Here is a 16,649-nt window from a genome sequence, read left to right as displayed (position 1 = left end):
CTGCTGGCTGCCTATGCCTGCGGTGCCACTGGCAGCAACGTCGAATTCGCGCGGCCGGAGTGATGGGCCGTCACGCCGGGCCTTCATCCAGCGGCAACACCGTCACCTGCACCTGCGGGTCATGGCTGCCCCCGCCCAGAATCACCCCACGCAGCGGTGACACATCGGAAAAATCCCGGCCCCAGGCAAGGGTGATGTGCTCCAGCGCCGGCAGCAGGTTGTTGGTGGGGTCGAAATCCACCCAGCCGTTGACCGGGCAATACACCGACACCCATGCATGCGAGGCATCGGCCCCGATCAGCCGGGCCTGCCCGGGCGGCGGGCGCGTCAGCAGGTAGCCGCTGACATAGCGCGCCGCCAGCCCGCGCGAGCGCAGGCACGCGAGCATCAGGTGGGCGAAGTCCTGGCACACGCCGCGGCGACGCTGCAGCACCTCCACCAGCGGGGTGGCCACCTGGGTGGCACCGGCATCGAAGGTGAACTGGCTGAAAATCTGCTGCATCAGGGCCTGCACACACAGCAGCAACGGCTGGCCCGGGGCGAAACACGGCTCGGCAAACACGACGAAACGCTGCTTCAGCCGCACATACGGCGATTCGAAACGAAAGCGGCACGCCTCCAGCGTGGCCGCAGGCAGCGCCTGCCCCGAATACGCCAGCGCCTGGCACACCTGTTCCCACGGCGGCGAGGCAGCCAGCACCGGCGCGGCGCGCGACAGCACGTTCACCTGCACCCGCGTCACCACGCGCAGTTGATCATGCTGGCGCTCCAGCGCCAGCCGGGTCAGCGGGTTGCCGAAGCCGTCGAGCTCGTCGCGCCGCCGGGTCGGCAGCGGGTCGACCTGCAATTGCCGGTCTTCGCACTGCTGCCAGGCACAGGCCCGTGGCCACAGATGCACCAGTTGCTGGGCCAGGGACACCGGGCTGTCATAGCGGTAATGGGTGTCGTGCAGTACCTGGTAGCGCGCGCTCATCAGGCCGACACCGTCTGCTGGCTGATGTCATCGACATGCACGAAGTGGCGCAGCGCCAGTCGCTCGGAGGCCTGCAGGCTGGCCTTGGCGATCTCGCCCAGCAACTCGGCCAGGCCATCGAGCACCGCGCGTACGCTGGCCTTGCCGAACAGCGCGTGCTCCAGGCTGCCCAGGTCGAAGTGGTACAGGCGCTCGGCCAGCAGGGCCAGGGTCGGGTCTGGCGGGCTGCCGAACTCATCGCTGGATCGCTCCAGGGCACGCACCAGCAGCTTGAGCTGGAACAGCACCGCATGGGGGTTCTGCTGGTCGAGCAGGAGCAGGTCCAGCACCGGGATCAACTGCGCCACCGCCAGGTAGCGCGAGCGGTAGGTGATGCTGCTGTTGCCCAGTTCAAGCAGCCATTCCAGGCCCGCCTGGTCGAAGGCGCCGGGGCCGCGCAGAAAACTGGCCAGGCTCAGGCTCAAGCCCTGCAGGCGCTCGATGCGCCGCCCGATCATCAGAAAGCGCCAGCCTTCATCGCGGGTCATGTCGTCCAGGGCAAAGCCGGACAGCGCCGCCAGCGACATCACCAGGCGGTTGAGAAAATCCAGCAGCTCGCCGAAGTCCGCCGTCTGCCCACCCAGCGCCTGGGCTTCGTGCTGCAACTCCACCAGCGCCTGCCAGTTCTCCCGCGAGAGCTTGCCGCGCACCTGGGCGGCGGTCCACTGCAGGCGCTGCAGGTTGGCGCGCAGGCTGAACGCCCAGTCGGCATCGAGCAAGGCGGCGCGCAGGCGCTCGGCCAGAGTGCCCTCGGGGGGCAGCAGCTCAAGCTCTTCGGCCAGGGCCACCGCCGCCTGCCAGGTGGATGGATGTTCGCCATCCAGGTAGCGGCTGAGCAGGATGCGCAGCAGGCGCGCGCTGGTGTCGCAGCGCTCGCAATAGCGGCCGAACCAGAACAGGTTTTCCACGACCCGCGACGGCAGGTACGGGTCCTGGCGGATCAGATCGGCCACGCCAAGGGTGCGGCTGGCCTGCCACTGTTCGCCGACCGGGGCCGCCTCGCCGAGTACCCAGGTGTCCTTGCTGGCCCCGCCGCGCTGCATCGACACCACCTCGGCATCGGCCAGGGCGGCCACCCGGGTCAAGCCGCCGGGCAGCACCCGGTAGCCATCGGCGGTGGCCACCGCATATACCCGCATGCCGATCGGCCGCGCCTGCAGCGTGCCCTGCCATACCGGCGCCTGGGACAACTGCGCCAGTTCCTGTCCCACGTAGGCATACGGGCGTGCACGGATGCGCCCGGCCAAGGCATCGCGCGCCGCCTCGTCCAGGTCGCGCCCGAACAGCGCAGCGAAACTCTGCGAGGGGAACGCCGGCTTGATCAGCAGTTCCGGCAGCCTGGCCAGGGCCTGCTCCAGCGCAGGCGGCTCGCCGCACCACCAGGTGGCGATCGACGGCAGGCTCAGGGCCTCGCCGAACAGGTGCTGGTTGATGGCCGGCAGAAAGCCGAGCAGGCCGGGAGATTCGAGCACCCCGCTGCCCAGCGCATTGGCCACCAGCACGCGGCCCTGGCGTACCGCGTCGAGCAGGCCGGGCACGCCGAGGGCCGAGTCGGTACGCAGTTCCAGCGGGTCGCAGAAATCGTCGTCCAGGCGGCGCATGATCGCGTGCACCCGGCGCAGCCCGCCCAGGGTCTTGAGGTAAACCGTGGCATCGCGCACGGTCAGGTCGCTGCCTTCGACCAGCGGGTAACCCAGCTGGCGGGCGAGGAACAGGTGCTCGAAATAGCTTTCGTTGAAGCGCCCCGGGGTCAGCAGCACCACCAGTGGCGGTTCCTGACCGCTGGGTGCCAGGCGCAGCAGGCTCTGTTGCAGGTTGCGAAAGAAGCCGGCCAGGTGCTGCACGTGCAGGTCGCGGTACAGGTCCGGCAGGGTGCGCGTGACCAGCGTGCGGTTCTCCAGCGCGAAGCCGGCCCCGGAGGGCGCCTGGGTGCGGTCGGCGGTGATCCACCAGCGCCCATCGGGGCCGCGGGCAAGGTCGGCAGCGTACACATGCAGGAAGGTCGAGCCGGGCGGCGTGATGCCCTGGCACGGCCAGAGAAAATTGTTGTGGCCGAACACCAGCTCGGCCGGCAGCAGGCCTTCGCCGATCAGGCGCTGCGGGCCATAGATGTCGGCCAGTACCGCGTTGAGCAGGTGCGCGCGCTGGGCGATGCCCGCCGCCAGCGCCTGCCACTCCTGTGCGGGGATCAGCTGCGGCAGCAGGTCCAGCTCCCACGGGCGATCGGTGCCGTCGGGGTCGGCGTAGATGTTGTAGGTGACGCCGTTTTCCTGCAGATGGCGCGCCAGTTGGGCCTGGCGCTGGGCCAGCTGGGTGGGGCCGCTGCGTTGCAGGTGCTGGTGCAGGCGCTGCCAATGCGGGCGCACGCTGCCATCCGCCGCGAACATCTCGTGGTAGGAGGCAGGGCTTGGTGAGGCCAGCGGGTCAGCCATGGGCGTGCTCGGTGACGGCAGGTGATGCAGGGTAGCGTGTGGCGGGGATGGGGAGAAGGATGGATGTGGCCTTGCGGACCTCATCGCGGGTCACGCCCGCTCCCACAGGATAGTCAGTGGCCTATGGATCTGCACTGTACCTGTGGGAGCGGGCTTGACCCGCGATGGCCGCGACGCGTATCAGCGTGGCAACACCGGCTCGCGGGTCTTCTTGCCCTTGCCCTTGCCACCCTTGGCGGCGTCCTTGCGTGCCTTGGCCGCTTCCTGGTTACGCGCAAAGGCGGCCGCCTTGGCCTGCTCGCGCTTGTCCCACGGCTTGGCACCGTCGCTGGCACGCGGCGGCAAGCCGGTGTGCTGGGTCAGGATCTTGGTTTCCTTGGCCACCTTGTGGCTGCCCGCCGGCGTCGAGTTCTTGCGCCGCGCACTCTGGTAGCTGTCGGTCGCCGGCTGGTGCAGCGGGATCAACTGGTGCTTGGCCGGCCCGATCAGGTCGGCACGCCCCATGCGCTGCAGGGCTTCGCGCAGCATCGGCCAGCCCTTGGGGTCGTGGTACCGCAGGAACGCCTTGTGCAGGCGGCGCTGCTCCTCGCTCTTGACGATGGTCACCGCGTCGCTCTTGTAGGTGACCTTGCGCAGCGGGTTCTTGCCCGAGTGGTACATGGCAGTGGCCGAGGCCATCGGCGACGGGTAGAACGCCTGCACCTGGTCGGCGCGAAAGCCATTGCCCTTGAGCCACAGGGCCAGGTTCATCATGTCTTCGTCGGTAGTGCCCGGGTGCGCCGCGATGAAGTACGGGATCAGGTACTGCTCCTTGCCCGCCTCCTTGGAGTACTTCTCGAACATGCGCTTGAAGCGATCGTAGCTGCCGATACCAGGCTTCATCATCTGGTTCAGCGGGCCTTCCTCGGTATGCTCCGGGGCAATCTTGAGGTAGCCGCCCACGTGGTGGGTGACCAGCTCCTTGACGTACTCCGGCGACTCGACTGCCAGGTCGTAGCGCAGGCCCGAGGCGATCAGGATCTTCTTCACCCCCGGCAGGTCACGCGCACTGCGGTACAGCTGGATCAGCGCCGAGTGGTCGGTGTTCAGGTTGGGGCAGATGCCGGGGAACACGCACGACGGCTTGCGGCACGCAGATTCGATTTCCGGGCTCTTGCAGGCAATGCGGTACATGTTGGCGGTCGGCCCGCCCAGGTCGGAGATGACCCCGGTAAAGCCCGGCACCTTGTCGCGGATTTCTTCGATCTCGCGAATGATCGAGTCGTGGGAACGGTTCTGGATGATGCGGCCTTCGTGCTCGGTGATCGAGCAGAAGGTGCAGCCACCGAAGCAGCCACGCATGATGTTCACCGAGAAGCGGATCATGTCGTAGGCCGGGATCTTCTCCTTGCCATACGCCGGGTGCGGGACGCGCGCATAGGGCATGCCGAACACGTAGTCCATCTCTTCGGTGGTCATCGGGATGGGCGGCGGGTTGAACCACACGTCCACCTCGCCGTGCTTCTGCACCAGCGCACGGGCGTTGCCCGGGTTGGTTTCCAGGTGCAGCACGCGGTTGGCGTGGGCGTACAGCACCGCATCGCTGCGCACCTTCTCGTAGGACGGCAGGCGGATCACGGTCTTGTCGCGGGTCATGCGCGGGCTGGCCAGAATCTGCACCACCTTGGCTTCCTGCGGGTCTTCGACCGGGCCCTTCTCCTGCTCGATGGCGCAGGCCTGGGTGTCCTGGGTGTTCACGTACGGGTTGATGATCTTGTCGACCTTGCCCGGCCGGTCGATACGCGTGGAGTCCACTTCGTACCAGCCCTGCGGGGTGTCGCGGCGCACGAAGGCGGTGCCGCGGATGTCGGTGATGTCTTCGATCTTGTGGCCGTAGGACAGGCGCTGGGCGACTTCGACGATCGCGCGTTCGGCGTTGCCGTACAGCAGGATGTCGGCGCAGGCGTCGATCAGGATCGAGTGCCGCACCTTGTCCTGCCAGTAGTCGTAGTGCGCGATGCGGCGCAGCGAGGCCTCGATGCCACCCAGCACGATCGGCACGTGCTTGTAGGCTTCCTTGCAGCGCTGGCTGTAGACCAGGCTGGCACGGTCGGGGCGCTTGCCGGCCAGGCCGCCCGGGGTGTAGGCGTCGTCCGAGCGGATCTTCTTGTCGGCGGTGTAGCGGTTGATCATCGAGTCCATGTTGCCGGCCGCGACACCGAAGAACAGGTTCGGCTCGCCCAGCTTCATGAAGTCGTCTTTGCTCTGCCAGTTCGGCTGGGCAATGATGCCCACCCGGAAGCCCTGGGCTTCGAGCAGCCGGCCGATGATGGCCATGCCGAACGACGGGTGGTCGACGTAGGCGTCACCGGTCACGATGATGATGTCGCAGGAATCCCAGCCGAGCTGATCCATCTCCTCCCTGCTCATCGGCAGGAATGGCGCTGGCCCGAAGCATTCGGCCCAGTACTTGGGATAGTCGAAAAGTGGTTTGGCTGCTTGCATGTCAGTGACCGGTTCTTGGTATCAGGGAAATCGCGGGCGCGGAATATAGCACAAATTTTGACCAATTCCGACGTCAGAAGTCGGAATTGGCCATCGGCACCTTATTCGTCGTCGTCGAAGTTGTAGCTGCCCGGTGCCAGGTTCTCGAAGCGCGTGTACTTGCCGATGAACGCCAGGCGCACGAAGCCGATGGGGCCGTTACGCTGCTTGCCGATGATGATCTCGGCGATGCCCTTGTGCTCGGTCTCGGGGTGGTACACCTCGTCGCGGTACACGAACATGATCACGTCGGCGTCCTGCTCGATCGCACCCGATTCACGCAAGTCGGAGTTCACCGGGCGCTTGTTGGGGCGCTGCTCGAGGGAGCGGTTGAGCTGCGACAGGGCGATGACCGGGCAGTTGAATTCCTTGGCCAGGGCCTTGAGCGAGCGCGAGATCTCGGAAATCTCGTTGGTACGGTTGTCGCCGCTGGAGCCCGGGATCTGCATCAGTTGCAGGTAGTCGATCATGATCATGGCGATCTCGCCATGCTCACGCACCAGGCGCCGGGTACGTGCGCGCATTTCCGACGGGCTGATGCCGGCGGTGTCGTCGATGAACAGCTTGCGGTCATTGAGCAGGTTGACCGCCGAAGTCAGGCGCGGCCAGTCGTCGTCGTCCAGCTGGCCGGAACGCACCTTGGTCTGGTCGATGCGCCCCAGCGAGGAGAGCATACGCATGATCAGCGATTCGCCTGGCATCTCCAGGGAGTACACCAGCACCGCCTTGTCGCTGCGCAACACGGCGTTCTCCACCAGGTTCATGGCGAAGGTGGTCTTACCCATCGACGGACGGCCGGCCACGATGATCAGGTCGGCCGGTTGCAGGCCGCTGGTCTTCTCGTCCAGGTCGGTGTAGCCGGTGGAAATACCGGTGATGGCGCTGTCGGAGTTGAACAGCGTGTCGATGCGGTCGATGGCCTTGGTCAGCAGTTCGTTGACCCCTACCGGGCCACCGGTCTTGGGCCGTGCTTCGGCGATCTGGAAGATCTGCCGTTCGGCCTCGTCGAGGATCTCGGCGGCGTTGCGGCCCTGGGGGTTGAACGCGCTGTCGGCGATCTCGCTGCTGATACTGATCAGCTGGCGCAGTGTGGCGCGCTCGCGAATGATCTGCGCATAGGCCTTGATGTTGGCCACCGACGGGGTGTTCTTGGCCAGCTCGCCCAGGTAACCCAGGCCACCGACCTGGGAGCTCAGGCCTTCCTTGTCGAGCTGCTCGTGCAGCGTCACCACGTCGAACGGGGTGTTGAGGTCGGCGAGCTTGTAGATGGCGCGGAAGATCAGGCGATGGTCATGCCGGTAGAAGTCGCCGTCGGAGACTTGATCGAGCACGCGCTCCCAGGCGTTGTTGTCCAGCATCAGGCCACCGAGTACGGCCTGTTCGGCCTCGATGGAATGCGGCGGCACCTTCAGGGCAGCGGTTTGCAGATCATATTGCTCGGGGGCGGTTATCTCGTTCATGGCCACTTGGGAATCAGGGTGTTGAAAAAGACAAAGGGCACGACCTGCAATGCAGGATCGTGCCCGATGTTAACCGGCTGGCACCCAGGGTGCCAGTCGATTGGTCCAGCTTAGGCTGCGACGACAACCACGCGAACGGTGGCTTCTACGTCGCTGTGCAGGTGCACGGCTACGTCGAATTCGCCAACGTTGCGGATGGTGCCGTTCGGCAGACGCACTTCAGACTTGGCCACTTCAACGCCGGAGGCGGTCAGGGCGTCAGCGATGTCGTGGGTGCCGATCGAACCGAACAGCTTGCCTTCGTCACCGGCGGTGGCAGTGATGGTCACTTCCAGCTCGGCCAGTTGGGCAGCGCGGGTTTCAGCCGAAGCTTTCTTGTCAGCAGCCAGTTTTTCCAGCTCGGCGCGACGCTCTTCGAACGCAGCCAGGTTGGCAGCGGTCGCAGCGGTAGCCTTGCCGAATGGCAGCAGGAAGTTACGACCGTAACCGGCCTTAACATTTACCTTGTCGCCCAGGTTGCCCAGGTTGGCGACTTTTTCCAGCAGGATCAGTTCCATTAGGTATAAACCTCTTAACTTTTAACCTTCACCGTTCGCGTCACCGGCATCTTTCGATGCAGAACGACCGCGAAAATCAATCAGGCTGTCGACAATGGCCAGAACCACGAGCAACGGATAAATCAGCTGCATGAACAGCACCAGCGTCACGTACATCCCCACCAGCCAGAACCTGGCCAGGCGCTTCTGCGCGACCAGCCCGTGAATCAGGGCCAGCCCGGCGAACACCAGCGGTACGCTGCACAACGGTGTCAACATCGCCAGTTCGCTGCCGAAATTCGGCGCTATCAGCATGCACACCAGCAGCAACAGCGCCGGTACCAGCGGGAGCCGTATGGCGCGAAACTCGCTGCCAAAGCCTCCCGGGTTGTACAACGCGGCTTGCCAGTAGCGACCCAACATCAGGGCCAGCAGACTGACTGCCTGCAGCAATGCCGCAATCAGGCCGGTAAGCACCGGTGCGATCACGCTCCCCAGTCGGGCCCGCTCTTCTACCGTCAACTGCTGGTAGAGACCGTCGAGCATCTGCGGCAGGGCTTTTTCAAGCACCTGCGCCAGCGCTTCGATCGGTTCGCGGAACACCGAACCCAGGATGACGCCATACACCAGGCCCCAGGCGATGCTGAACAACAGCACCCGGCTCCAGGACTGTCCGGCGCGTAGCAACGCAGCCAGACCGAAGGTTCCCAGCAACACCATCAAGGTGCGCGGTTCACCGAAGAACCACCAGACCAGCGCGGGCAGCAATGCCCAGGCGAGGATCCCGGAGGCGTCCTTGAAACCGCGCCGCAGGAACACCAGGCTCCCGGCGGCGGCACTCAACCAGAACAACAGCGGCAATGCCGCACAACCGACCACTACCAGAGTGGCCTGCACGCGACCGCGCATGATGAAATCAGCTAACGCTCGCATGCACTTTATCCCTTGCTACCTGTCGACGACCCGGTCTCAGCGGCCGTGGCTGTCGGTGTAGGCCAGCAGGGCCAGGAAGCGGGCGCGCTTGATAGCGGTAGCCAGCTGACGCTGATAACGAGCTTTGGTACCGGTGATACGGCTTGGAACGATCTTGCCGGTTTCGGATACATAAGCTTTCAGGGTGTTGAGATCTTTGTAATCGATCTCTTTCACTTCTTCAGCAGTGAAGCGGCAGAATTTACGACGACGGAAGAAACGTGCCATGTAATAGGCTCCTCAAAAGGTCCGTGGATTACTCGTCAGCGTTATCGCTGTTGTCGCTGTTGTCGCTGTCATCGCCTTCGGCGTTGTCAGCGTGCTCAGGACGGTCGCGACGCTCACGGCGCTCACTGCGGTTTTCTTCAGCCTTGAGCATCTCGGACTGGCCGGTAACGGCTTCGTCGCGACGGATGACCAGGTTACGGATCACGGCATCGTTGTAGCGGAAGTTGTCTTCCAGCTCGGCCAGGGCCTTGCCGGTGCACTCAACGTTCAGCATCACGTAGTGAGCCTTGTGAACATTGTTGATTGCATAGGCCAGTTGACGACGGCCCCAGTCTTCCAGACGGTGGATCTTGCCGCCGTCTTCTTCGATCAGCTTGGTGTAACGCTCAACCATGCCGCCGACTTGCTCGCTCTGGTCAGGGTGGACCAGAAAGATGATTTCGTAATGACGCATGAATGCTCCTTACGGGTTGTAGTCTGCCACCAGGGTGGTCAGACAAGGAGTGAATGACACTGTTTGTCTTGCCTTGTGCGGTGGGCGCATGCGCGCCTGCCAGCGGGGCAAGGGGCGCAATTGTAGAGAAGCGCCGGGGCGCACGCAAGGCAATTGGTGATTATTTGAACAGCCTTGAAAGCATCGCGGGCCAGGCCCGCTCCCACACAGGCCACCGAAAGCCCTGTGGGAGCGGGCTTGACCCGCGAAAGTGGCAACGCCCGTATCAGGCCTTGCGCTTGGCCTGACGCTGACGCACCGCCTCGAACAGACACACGCCCGTGGCCACCGACACGTTCAGGCTGCTGACGCTGCCGGCCATCGGCAGCTTCACCAGAAAATCGCAGTGCTCGCGGGTCAGGCGGCGCATGCCCTTGCCCTCGGCGCCCATGATCAGGATGGTCGGGCCGGTCAGGTCCTGCTGATACAGCTCCTGTTCGGCCTCCCCCGCCGTGCCCACCACCCACAGGCCGCGCTGCTGGAGCTTCTCCAGGGTACGCGCCAGGTTGGTCACGGCCACCAGCGGGATCACCTCGGCAGCGCCACACGCCACCTTGCGTACCGCCGGGGTCAGGGTCGCCGACTTGTCCTTGGGCACCACCACTGCCAGCGCACCGGCCGCATCGGCGGTGCGCAGGCAGGCGCCCAGGTTGTGCGGGTCGGTCACACCGTCCAGCACCAGAATCAGCGGCGCGCCTTCGGTGCGGTCCAGCAGCTCTTCGAGCATCGCCTCGCCCCACACCTGGCTCGGGCTGACCTCGGCGACCACGCCCTGGTGCACGCCCTCGACCCAGGCGTCCATCTCGCGGCGTTCAGCCTGGCCGACCGTCACTCGGTTCTGTGCGGCCAGCTCCAGCAGGGCCTGCACCCGCGGTTCGCTGCGGCTGTCGGCCAGCCAGATCTGCTTGACCCGCTTGGGGTGGTGGCGCAACAGGGCCTCCACCGCATGCACACCGTAGATCTTTTCCAGCTGACTCATGACTTGCCCTTGGGTTTACGTGAAGCGGAACCGGCTTTTGGCGGCCCCTTGCGGTGCTTGCTCGGTTTCTCCGAAGACGTCTTCGAGCCCTTGGCCGCAGGCTTGCCCACGGCGTTCTTGGCATCGGACAGCAACGCCTTCTTCATTTCCCGGCTCTTGCGCACTTCGGCGTTCTTGGCTGCGGCATCGGCCGGGAAATAGGCTTCGGAGGTTTCGTTCTTGCGGCTGCGGCGCGGCGGCTCGGCCGGCGCCGCTTCGACCTTGGCGGCCTTGGCCGGCGCGCTGTAGGGCTTGGCGGCACCATTGGACTTGGCCGGGGCAGCGCCCGTCTTGCCCTTGGCGGCAGGCTCGGCACCACGCTGCTTGCGACCGATCGGCGCATTCAGGGTGTTTTCGGCCATCTCGAAATCGATCTTGCGCTGTTCGAGGTCCACGCGCATCACGCGCACTTCGACCGTGTCGCCCAGGCGGAAGCTGCGACCGGTGCGCTCGCCCGCCAGGCGGTGGTGTACCGGGTCGAAGTGGTAGTAGTCACCCGGCAAGGCACTGACGTGCACCATGCCTTCGACGTAGATGTCGGTCAGCTCGATGAACAGGCCGAAACCGGTCACCGCGGTGATCACACCCGGGAAGCTTTCGCCCACGCGATCCTTCATGTACTCGCACTTGAGCCAGTTGGTCACGTCGCGGGTGGCTTCGTCGGCGCGTCGCTCGCTCATCGAGCACTGCTCGCCCAGCTGCTCCAGGGCCGCCTCGTCGTACGGGTAGATGCGCGCCTTGGGAATGCTCATCGCGCCGGCCCGCTTGACGTGCGGGGTTTCCTGGCGCGAACGGATCACGCTGCGGATGGCACGGTGGGTCAGCAGGTCGGGGTAACGCCGGATCGGCGAGGTGAAGTGGGTGTACGCCTCGTAGTTCAGGCCGAAGTGGCCGTTGTTGTCGGCGCTGTACACCGCCTGGCTCAACGAGCGCAGCATCACGGTCTGGATCAGGTGGAAGTCAGGGCGACCGGCGATCTGCGACAGCAGCGCCTGGTAGTCCTTGGGCGACGGACCATCCTTGCCCTTGTGCAGCGAAAGCCCCAGCTCGCCGAGGAAGGCGCGCAGTTTTTCCAGGCGCTCCGGCGGCGGACCGTCGTGCACGCGGTACAACGCAGGGATCTCGTGCTTCTTGAGGAACTCGGCCGTCGCCACGTTGGCCGCGAGCATGCATTCTTCGATCAACTTGTGCGCATCGTTGCGCACGGTCGGGCGAATTTCCGCGATCTTGCGCTCGGCACCGAAGATGATGCGGGTTTCCTGGGTTTCGAAGTCGATCGCGCCACGGGTGTGACGGGCCGCCAGCAACACCTTGTACAGCGCATACAGCTGCTTGAGGTCCGGCACCACGTGGCTGTACTGCTCGCGCAGCGCCTTGCCTTCACGGGTACGGGCATGTTCGAGCATGCTACTGACCTTGTTGTAGGTCAGGCGCGCGTGGGAGTGGATGACCGCTTCGTAGAACTGGTAATCGACCATCTGGCCGGACTTGTTGATGGTCATTTCACAGACCATCGCCAGCCGGTCGACGTTCGGGTTCAGCGAGCACAGGCCGTTGGAAAGTTCCTCGGGCAGCATCGGGATCACCCGCTCGGGGAAGTACACCGAGTTGCCGCGCACCTGGGCTTCGTTGTCCAGGGCAGAGCCCAGGCGCACGTAGCTGGACACGTCGGCAATCGCCACGAACAGGCGCCAGCCACCGGAGAACAGGCGCAACTTGCCCAGGCTTTCGCAGTACACGGCATCGTCGAAGTCCCGTGCGTCTTCGCCGTCGATGGTGACGAACGGCAGGTGACGCAGGTCGATGCGGTGTTCCTTGTCCTTCTCTTCGACTTCAGGCTTGAGCTTGCGCGCTTCCTTGATGACAGCCTCGGGCCATACATGGGGAATGTCGTAGCTGCGCAGCGCCACGTCGATTTCCATGCCCGGCGCCATGTAGTTGCCGATCACTTCGACGATATCGCCCTGCGGCTGGAAGCGCTGGGTCGGCCAGTGGGTGATCTTCACCTCGACGAACTGGCCGACCTTGGCGCCGGCATTGCGGCCCGGGGTCACCAGCACTTCCTGCTGGACCTTGGGGTTGTCGGGGGTCACGAAGCCCACCCCGCCTTCCTCGAAGTAGCGCCCCACGATGCTTTCATGGGCACGGGAGATCACTTCGACCACCACGCCTTCACGCCGGCCGCGCCGGTCAAGCCCGGACACGCGCGCCAGCGCTCGGTCGCCATCGAACACCAGGCGCATCTGCGCCGGGCTCAGGAACAGATCGTCGCTGCCATCGTCGGGGACGAGAAAACCGAAACCGTCGCGGTGGCCCGAGATGCGACCCAGGATCAGGTCCAGCTTGTCTACCGGGGCATAGGTGCCGCGCCGGGTGTAGATCAGCTGGCCGTCGCGCTCCATGGCGCGCAGGCGGCGACGCAAGGCCTCGATCTGGTCCTCGGTCTGCAGGCCGAACTCTTCCACCAGTTGCTCGCGGGCGGCGGGAGAGCCGCGCTCGTCAAGGCGCTGGAGGATCAGCTCACGGCTAGGAATGGGGTTTTCGTATTTTTCCGCTTCACGAGCGGCCTCGGGATCGAGGGTCTGCCAATCGGCCATTAGTAGGGGTTCACCTTGTCTATATAGGGTTAGTTTGGCATAGCCGTATTGAAACCGGAAATCCGAGGCTTTGACAGCCCCGTCAGGGCCCTTGAGTGATGCCAAAACAGCCCAAGGAACAACGACTTGAAATTTTTGAGATTTTTTCTGAACGGGGCTTTACAGCCTTCGAGGGCATCCGTATAGTGCGCACCACAACGACGGACAGCGTCGTTATAGTTGAGAAGCGGCGCGATGTGAAGCATCATGAAGCCTCGACGATATGCCCAGATGGTGAAATTGGTAGACACGCCAGCTTCAGGTGCTGGTGACCTTACGGTCGTGGAAGTTCGAGTCTTCTTCTGGGCACCAATTTTCAAGTTTCAGATTAGCTTGCCTGTCTGGAATTTACGCAACACACGCTACACCGTTTCATGTTTCAATGCTTCAACTTTGCCCAGATGGTGAAATTGGTAGACACGCCAGCTTCAGGTGCTGGTGACCTTACGGTCGTGGAAGTTCGAGTCTTCTTCTGGGCACCATATTCTAGAGAAACCCGCGAAAGCGGGTTTTTTTATGCCTGCGATTCGAGCTCACCCCACTGCCGCACATTCGGACGCTGCGTTGCCACCCCGCCCAGCCCAACAAATCAAGTGAGTTAACCGATAGTCAGCTCATGAATTTTTCCTCACGGGCGTACTTGAGAAACTATATCGTTTATCATTGTTTCAAGATTTGTAGCCCGCAAGCGAGGAACCACCCGCATGACGATCCGCATCAACCCGATTTTGCGCGGCCTGGCCGTTTCCGTGTTCAGCCTGGTGCTCGCAGCACCCGCCGCCATGGCCGCCGACCCTGTGACGCTGACCCTGTACAACGGCCAGCACAAGGAAATCGGCGAAGCCATCGCCAAGGCCTACGAGGCCAAGACCGGCATTCACATCAATATCCGCAAGGGCAGCAGCAACCAGCTGGCCAGCCAGATCGAGGAGGAAGGCGCACGCTCCCCGGCCGACGTCATCTATACCGAAGAATCGCCGCCGCTGAACAACCTGGGCGAGAAAGGCCTGCTGGCCAAGATCGACGATTCGACCCTGCAAGTGCTGCCCAAGGAATACGTGGCCAGCAACGGCACCTGGATGGGCGTGACCGCTCGCACCCGCGTGGTGGCCTTCAACCCCAAGGTGATCGACGAAAAAGACCTGCCCCAATCGGTGATGGACTTCGCCGACCCCGAGTGGGACGGCAAGGTCGGCTTCGTGCCCACCAGCGGCGCGTTCCAGGAACAGGCCGTGGCCATCCTCAAGCTGCACGGGCGTGAAGCGGCCGAAGAATGGCTGACCGGCCTCAAGGCCTTCGGCAAGACCTACACCAACAACATGGTTGCCCTCAAGGCCGTGGAAAACGGCGAAGTGGCTGCCGTACTGGTGAACAACTACTACTGGTACGCCCTCAAGAAAGAGCGCGGCCAACTGGACTCCAAGCTCTACTACCTGGCCGACGGCGACGTCGGTGGCCTGGTGACCATCTCCAGCGCCGCGGCGGTCAAGGCCAGCAAGCACCCCAAGGAAGCCCAGGCCCTGCTCGCCTGGATGGCCAGCGAAGAAGGCCAGCGCGTGATCACCCAGACCACCGCCGAGTATCCGCTGCACAAGGGCATGGTCTCGGACCAGGGCCTGAAGCCGTTCGAAGACCTGCGCCCGCCGAAGATCACCCCGGCCGACCTGGGCAATGCCGAGGAAGCCCTGGAACTTGAGCGCGAGGTCGGCCTGCTCTGATGGAAGCCGTGCTGCCTGCGCCGTCTGTGGCGCGTTATGTTCCGCGCCGCAAGCGCCCCTCGATCTGGGTGGTGCTACCGGTGCTGCTGCTGGTGGGCCTGAGCCTGCTGCCGTTGCTGTACGTGGGCCTCAAGGCCTGGCAGGCCGGCTGGCGCGAGGCGTTGTACCTGCTGTGGCGGCCCTTCGTCTGGGGCCTGATGAAGAACACCCTGCTGCTGATGGCCGGGGTGACCGTGGCCTGCGCCGTGGTCGGCCTGGCCCTGGCCTGGCTGCTGGAGCGCAGCGACCTGCGCGGGCGGCGTTTGTGGGGCGTGATCCTGTGCCTGCCGTTTGCCGTGCCGGCGTTCGTCAGCGGCTTCACCTGGGTCTCGCTGAGCCCGCGCTTCGAGGGGCTGGGCGGGGCGATCCTGGTGATGGCGCTGTCCAAGTATCCACTGGTGTTCCTGCCGGTGGCCGCGACCCTGCGCAACCTCGACACCTCGCTTGAAGAATCGGCCCGCACCCTGGGCTACAACCGCTGGGGTGTGTTCCGCCGGGTCACCCTGCCGCTGCTGTGGCCGTCGATCCTGGGCGGCAGCCTGCTGATTGCCTTGCACATGCTGGTGGAATTCGGCGCGCTGTCGATCCTGGGCCTGCAGACCTTCACCACCGCGATCTACCAGCAGTTCGAGCTGGAGTTCAGCAACGCCAATGCGGCGATGCTCTCGGCGGTGCTGCTGTTCATGTGCCTGTTGCTGCTGTGGTTCGAGCTGCGGGTACGCGGCAAGGCGCGGCACGTGCGCATCGGCCAGGGCGTGGCACGCCGCGCCAAGCCGATCCGCCTGGGTGGCTGGAGCGTACTGGGGCAGTTGAGCTGCCTGCTGCTGGCAGTGCTGGGCAGCGGCATCCCGCTGGGCATGCTGGGCTACTGGCTGAGCGTGGGATCGTCGGCGGCCTTCCCGGTGGCCGACATCAGCCGGGCGCTGTTCTCGTCGCTGTCGCTGGCACTGGGCGGCGCGGGGGTGAGCCTGCTGCTGGCGTTACCGGTGAGCTTTCTGGTGGTGCGCTACAAGGGCCGCCTGGCGATCTGGGCCGAGCGCCTGCCCTACTTGCTGCACGCGCTGCCGGGGCTGGTGATTGCGCTGACCCTGGTGTATTTCGCCCTGCACAATGTACCGACGCTGTACCAGACCACCGGCCTGCTGTTGCTGGCCTATGCGCTGCTGTTCTTGCCGCTGGCGCAGGCGCCGGTGCGTACCGCGCTGACCAAGGCCGCACCACAGCTGGAAGAGGCGGCGCGCACCCTGGGCGCGACGCCGTTCAAGGCGTTCTGCAAGGTGACCCTGCCGATCATCTTCCCGGCCCTGGCGGCAGCGTTTGCGCTGGTGTTCCTGGATGCGATGAAGGAGCTGACCGCCACCCTGCTGCTCAGCCCCACCGGCATGACCACGCTGGCGACCGAAGTGTGGGCGCATACCGCCAACGTCGAATTCGCGGCGGCGGCGCCCTATGCGGCGCTGTTGATTGTGGTGTCGGGGTTGCCGGTGTACCTGCTGACGACGCGGATGTACCTGAACCGCGCCTGAAAGGCATCGCGGGTCAAGCCCGCTCCCACAAGGATCGATGAGGCCCTTGTGGGAGC

The 16,649-nt window shown here is 64.6% G+C and carries 12 protein-coding genes and 2 tRNA genes; 4 read left to right on the top strand and 10 right to left on the bottom strand.

What is annotated here, in order from left to right; genetic code table 11:
* Positions 1-70: 70 nt before the first annotated feature.
* The 10 genes from B4I46_RS04040 to rnr all read right to left on the bottom strand — a co-directional run bounded on the left by B4I46_RS04040 (position 71) and on the right by rnr (position 13,271).
* The gene (locus tag B4I46_RS04040; RefSeq protein WP_043863518.1) at positions 71-973 is read right to left on the bottom strand and encodes a transglutaminase family protein; all 903 of its coding nucleotides are present in this window, start codon (positions 971-973) and stop codon (positions 71-73) included.
* Positions 973-3,444 (bottom strand): circularly permuted type 2 ATP-grasp protein, encoded by a 2,472-nt coding sequence (locus B4I46_RS04035; protein WP_286898730.1) that lies wholly within the window; start codon positions 3,442-3,444, stop codon positions 973-975. The genes B4I46_RS04040 and B4I46_RS04035 overlap by 1 nt, the downstream gene beginning before the upstream one ends.
* Before the next feature lie 180 nt (positions 3,445-3,624).
* On the bottom strand, positions 3,625-5,928 hold the full coding sequence (locus tag B4I46_RS04030; protein ID WP_043863520.1) for a YgiQ family radical SAM protein: 2,304 nt from the start codon (positions 5,926-5,928) through the stop codon (positions 3,625-3,627).
* Positions 5,929-6,029: 101 nt separating this feature from the next.
* Positions 6,030-7,427 (bottom strand): replicative DNA helicase, encoded by a 1,398-nt coding sequence (gene dnaB, locus B4I46_RS04025; protein ID WP_043863521.1) that lies wholly within the window; start codon positions 7,425-7,427, stop codon positions 6,030-6,032.
* A 110-nt stretch (positions 7,428-7,537) separates the two neighbouring features.
* Positions 7,538-7,984, bottom strand: a complete 447-nt coding sequence (gene rplI / locus B4I46_RS04020) for a 50S ribosomal protein L9 (protein WP_043863522.1) — start codon at positions 7,982-7,984, stop codon at positions 7,538-7,540.
* A gap of 21 nt (positions 7,985-8,005) precedes the next feature.
* Entirely contained in the window at positions 8,006-8,896 is an 891-nt protein-coding gene (locus B4I46_RS04015) for a hypothetical protein (protein ID WP_043863523.1), read from the bottom strand.
* Between the two features lie 36 nt (positions 8,897-8,932).
* Positions 8,933-9,163: a 30S ribosomal protein S18 gene (gene rpsR, locus B4I46_RS04010; protein WP_003171373.1), complete on the bottom strand. Its 231-nt coding sequence runs from the start codon at positions 9,161-9,163 to the stop codon at positions 8,933-8,935.
* 28 nt (positions 9,164-9,191) lie between these two features.
* A complete protein-coding gene (rpsF, locus tag B4I46_RS04005; RefSeq protein ID WP_043863524.1) occupies positions 9,192-9,617 on the bottom strand; it encodes a 30S ribosomal protein S6 in 426 nt (141 codons plus the stop codon).
* A 265-nt stretch (positions 9,618-9,882) separates the two neighbouring features.
* Complete coding sequence (gene rlmB / locus B4I46_RS04000) at positions 9,883-10,635, bottom strand: 23S rRNA (guanosine(2251)-2'-O)-methyltransferase RlmB (protein WP_043863525.1); 753 nt, start codon at positions 10,633-10,635, stop codon at positions 9,883-9,885.
* Positions 10,632-13,271 carry a ribonuclease R gene (rnr, locus tag B4I46_RS03995; RefSeq protein ID WP_058541588.1) on the bottom strand — a complete coding sequence of 880 codons (2,640 nt, stop codon included), beginning with the start codon at positions 13,269-13,271 and terminating at the stop codon, positions 10,632-10,634. Before rnr ends, rlmB begins: the two co-directional genes overlap by 4 nt.
* 264 nt (positions 13,272-13,535) lie before the next feature.
* On the opposite strand from rnr, the gene B4I46_RS03990 reads away from it, so the two are divergent.
* The 4 genes from B4I46_RS03990 (at position 13,536) to B4I46_RS03975 (ending at position 16,593) form a co-directional block, all read left to right on the top strand.
* Positions 13,536-13,622: transfer RNA gene (locus tag B4I46_RS03990), tRNA-Leu, on the top strand.
* Between the two features lie 83 nt (positions 13,623-13,705).
* Positions 13,706-13,792, top strand: a tRNA-Leu gene (locus B4I46_RS03985).
* A gap of 222 nt (positions 13,793-14,014) precedes the next feature.
* Positions 14,015-15,028: an extracellular solute-binding protein gene (locus B4I46_RS03980; RefSeq protein ID WP_043863527.1), complete on the top strand. Its 1,014-nt coding sequence runs from the start codon at positions 14,015-14,017 to the stop codon at positions 15,026-15,028.
* Complete coding sequence (locus tag B4I46_RS03975) at positions 15,028-16,593, top strand: ABC transporter permease (RefSeq protein ID WP_286898720.1); 1,566 nt, start codon at positions 15,028-15,030, stop codon at positions 16,591-16,593. The genes B4I46_RS03980 and B4I46_RS03975 overlap by 1 nt, the downstream gene beginning before the upstream one ends.
* The last annotated feature ends 56 nt before the right edge of the window (positions 16,594-16,649 follow it).

This window comes from Pseudomonas sp. UBA7500, assembly GCF_002478435.1.
In the GTDB taxonomy this organism is placed as follows: Bacteria; Pseudomonadota; Gammaproteobacteria; order Pseudomonadales; family Pseudomonadaceae; genus Aquipseudomonas; species Aquipseudomonas palmensis.
Note: the sequence above shows the minus strand (reverse complement) of the source record. Positions and strands in the feature narration are given on the sequence as shown.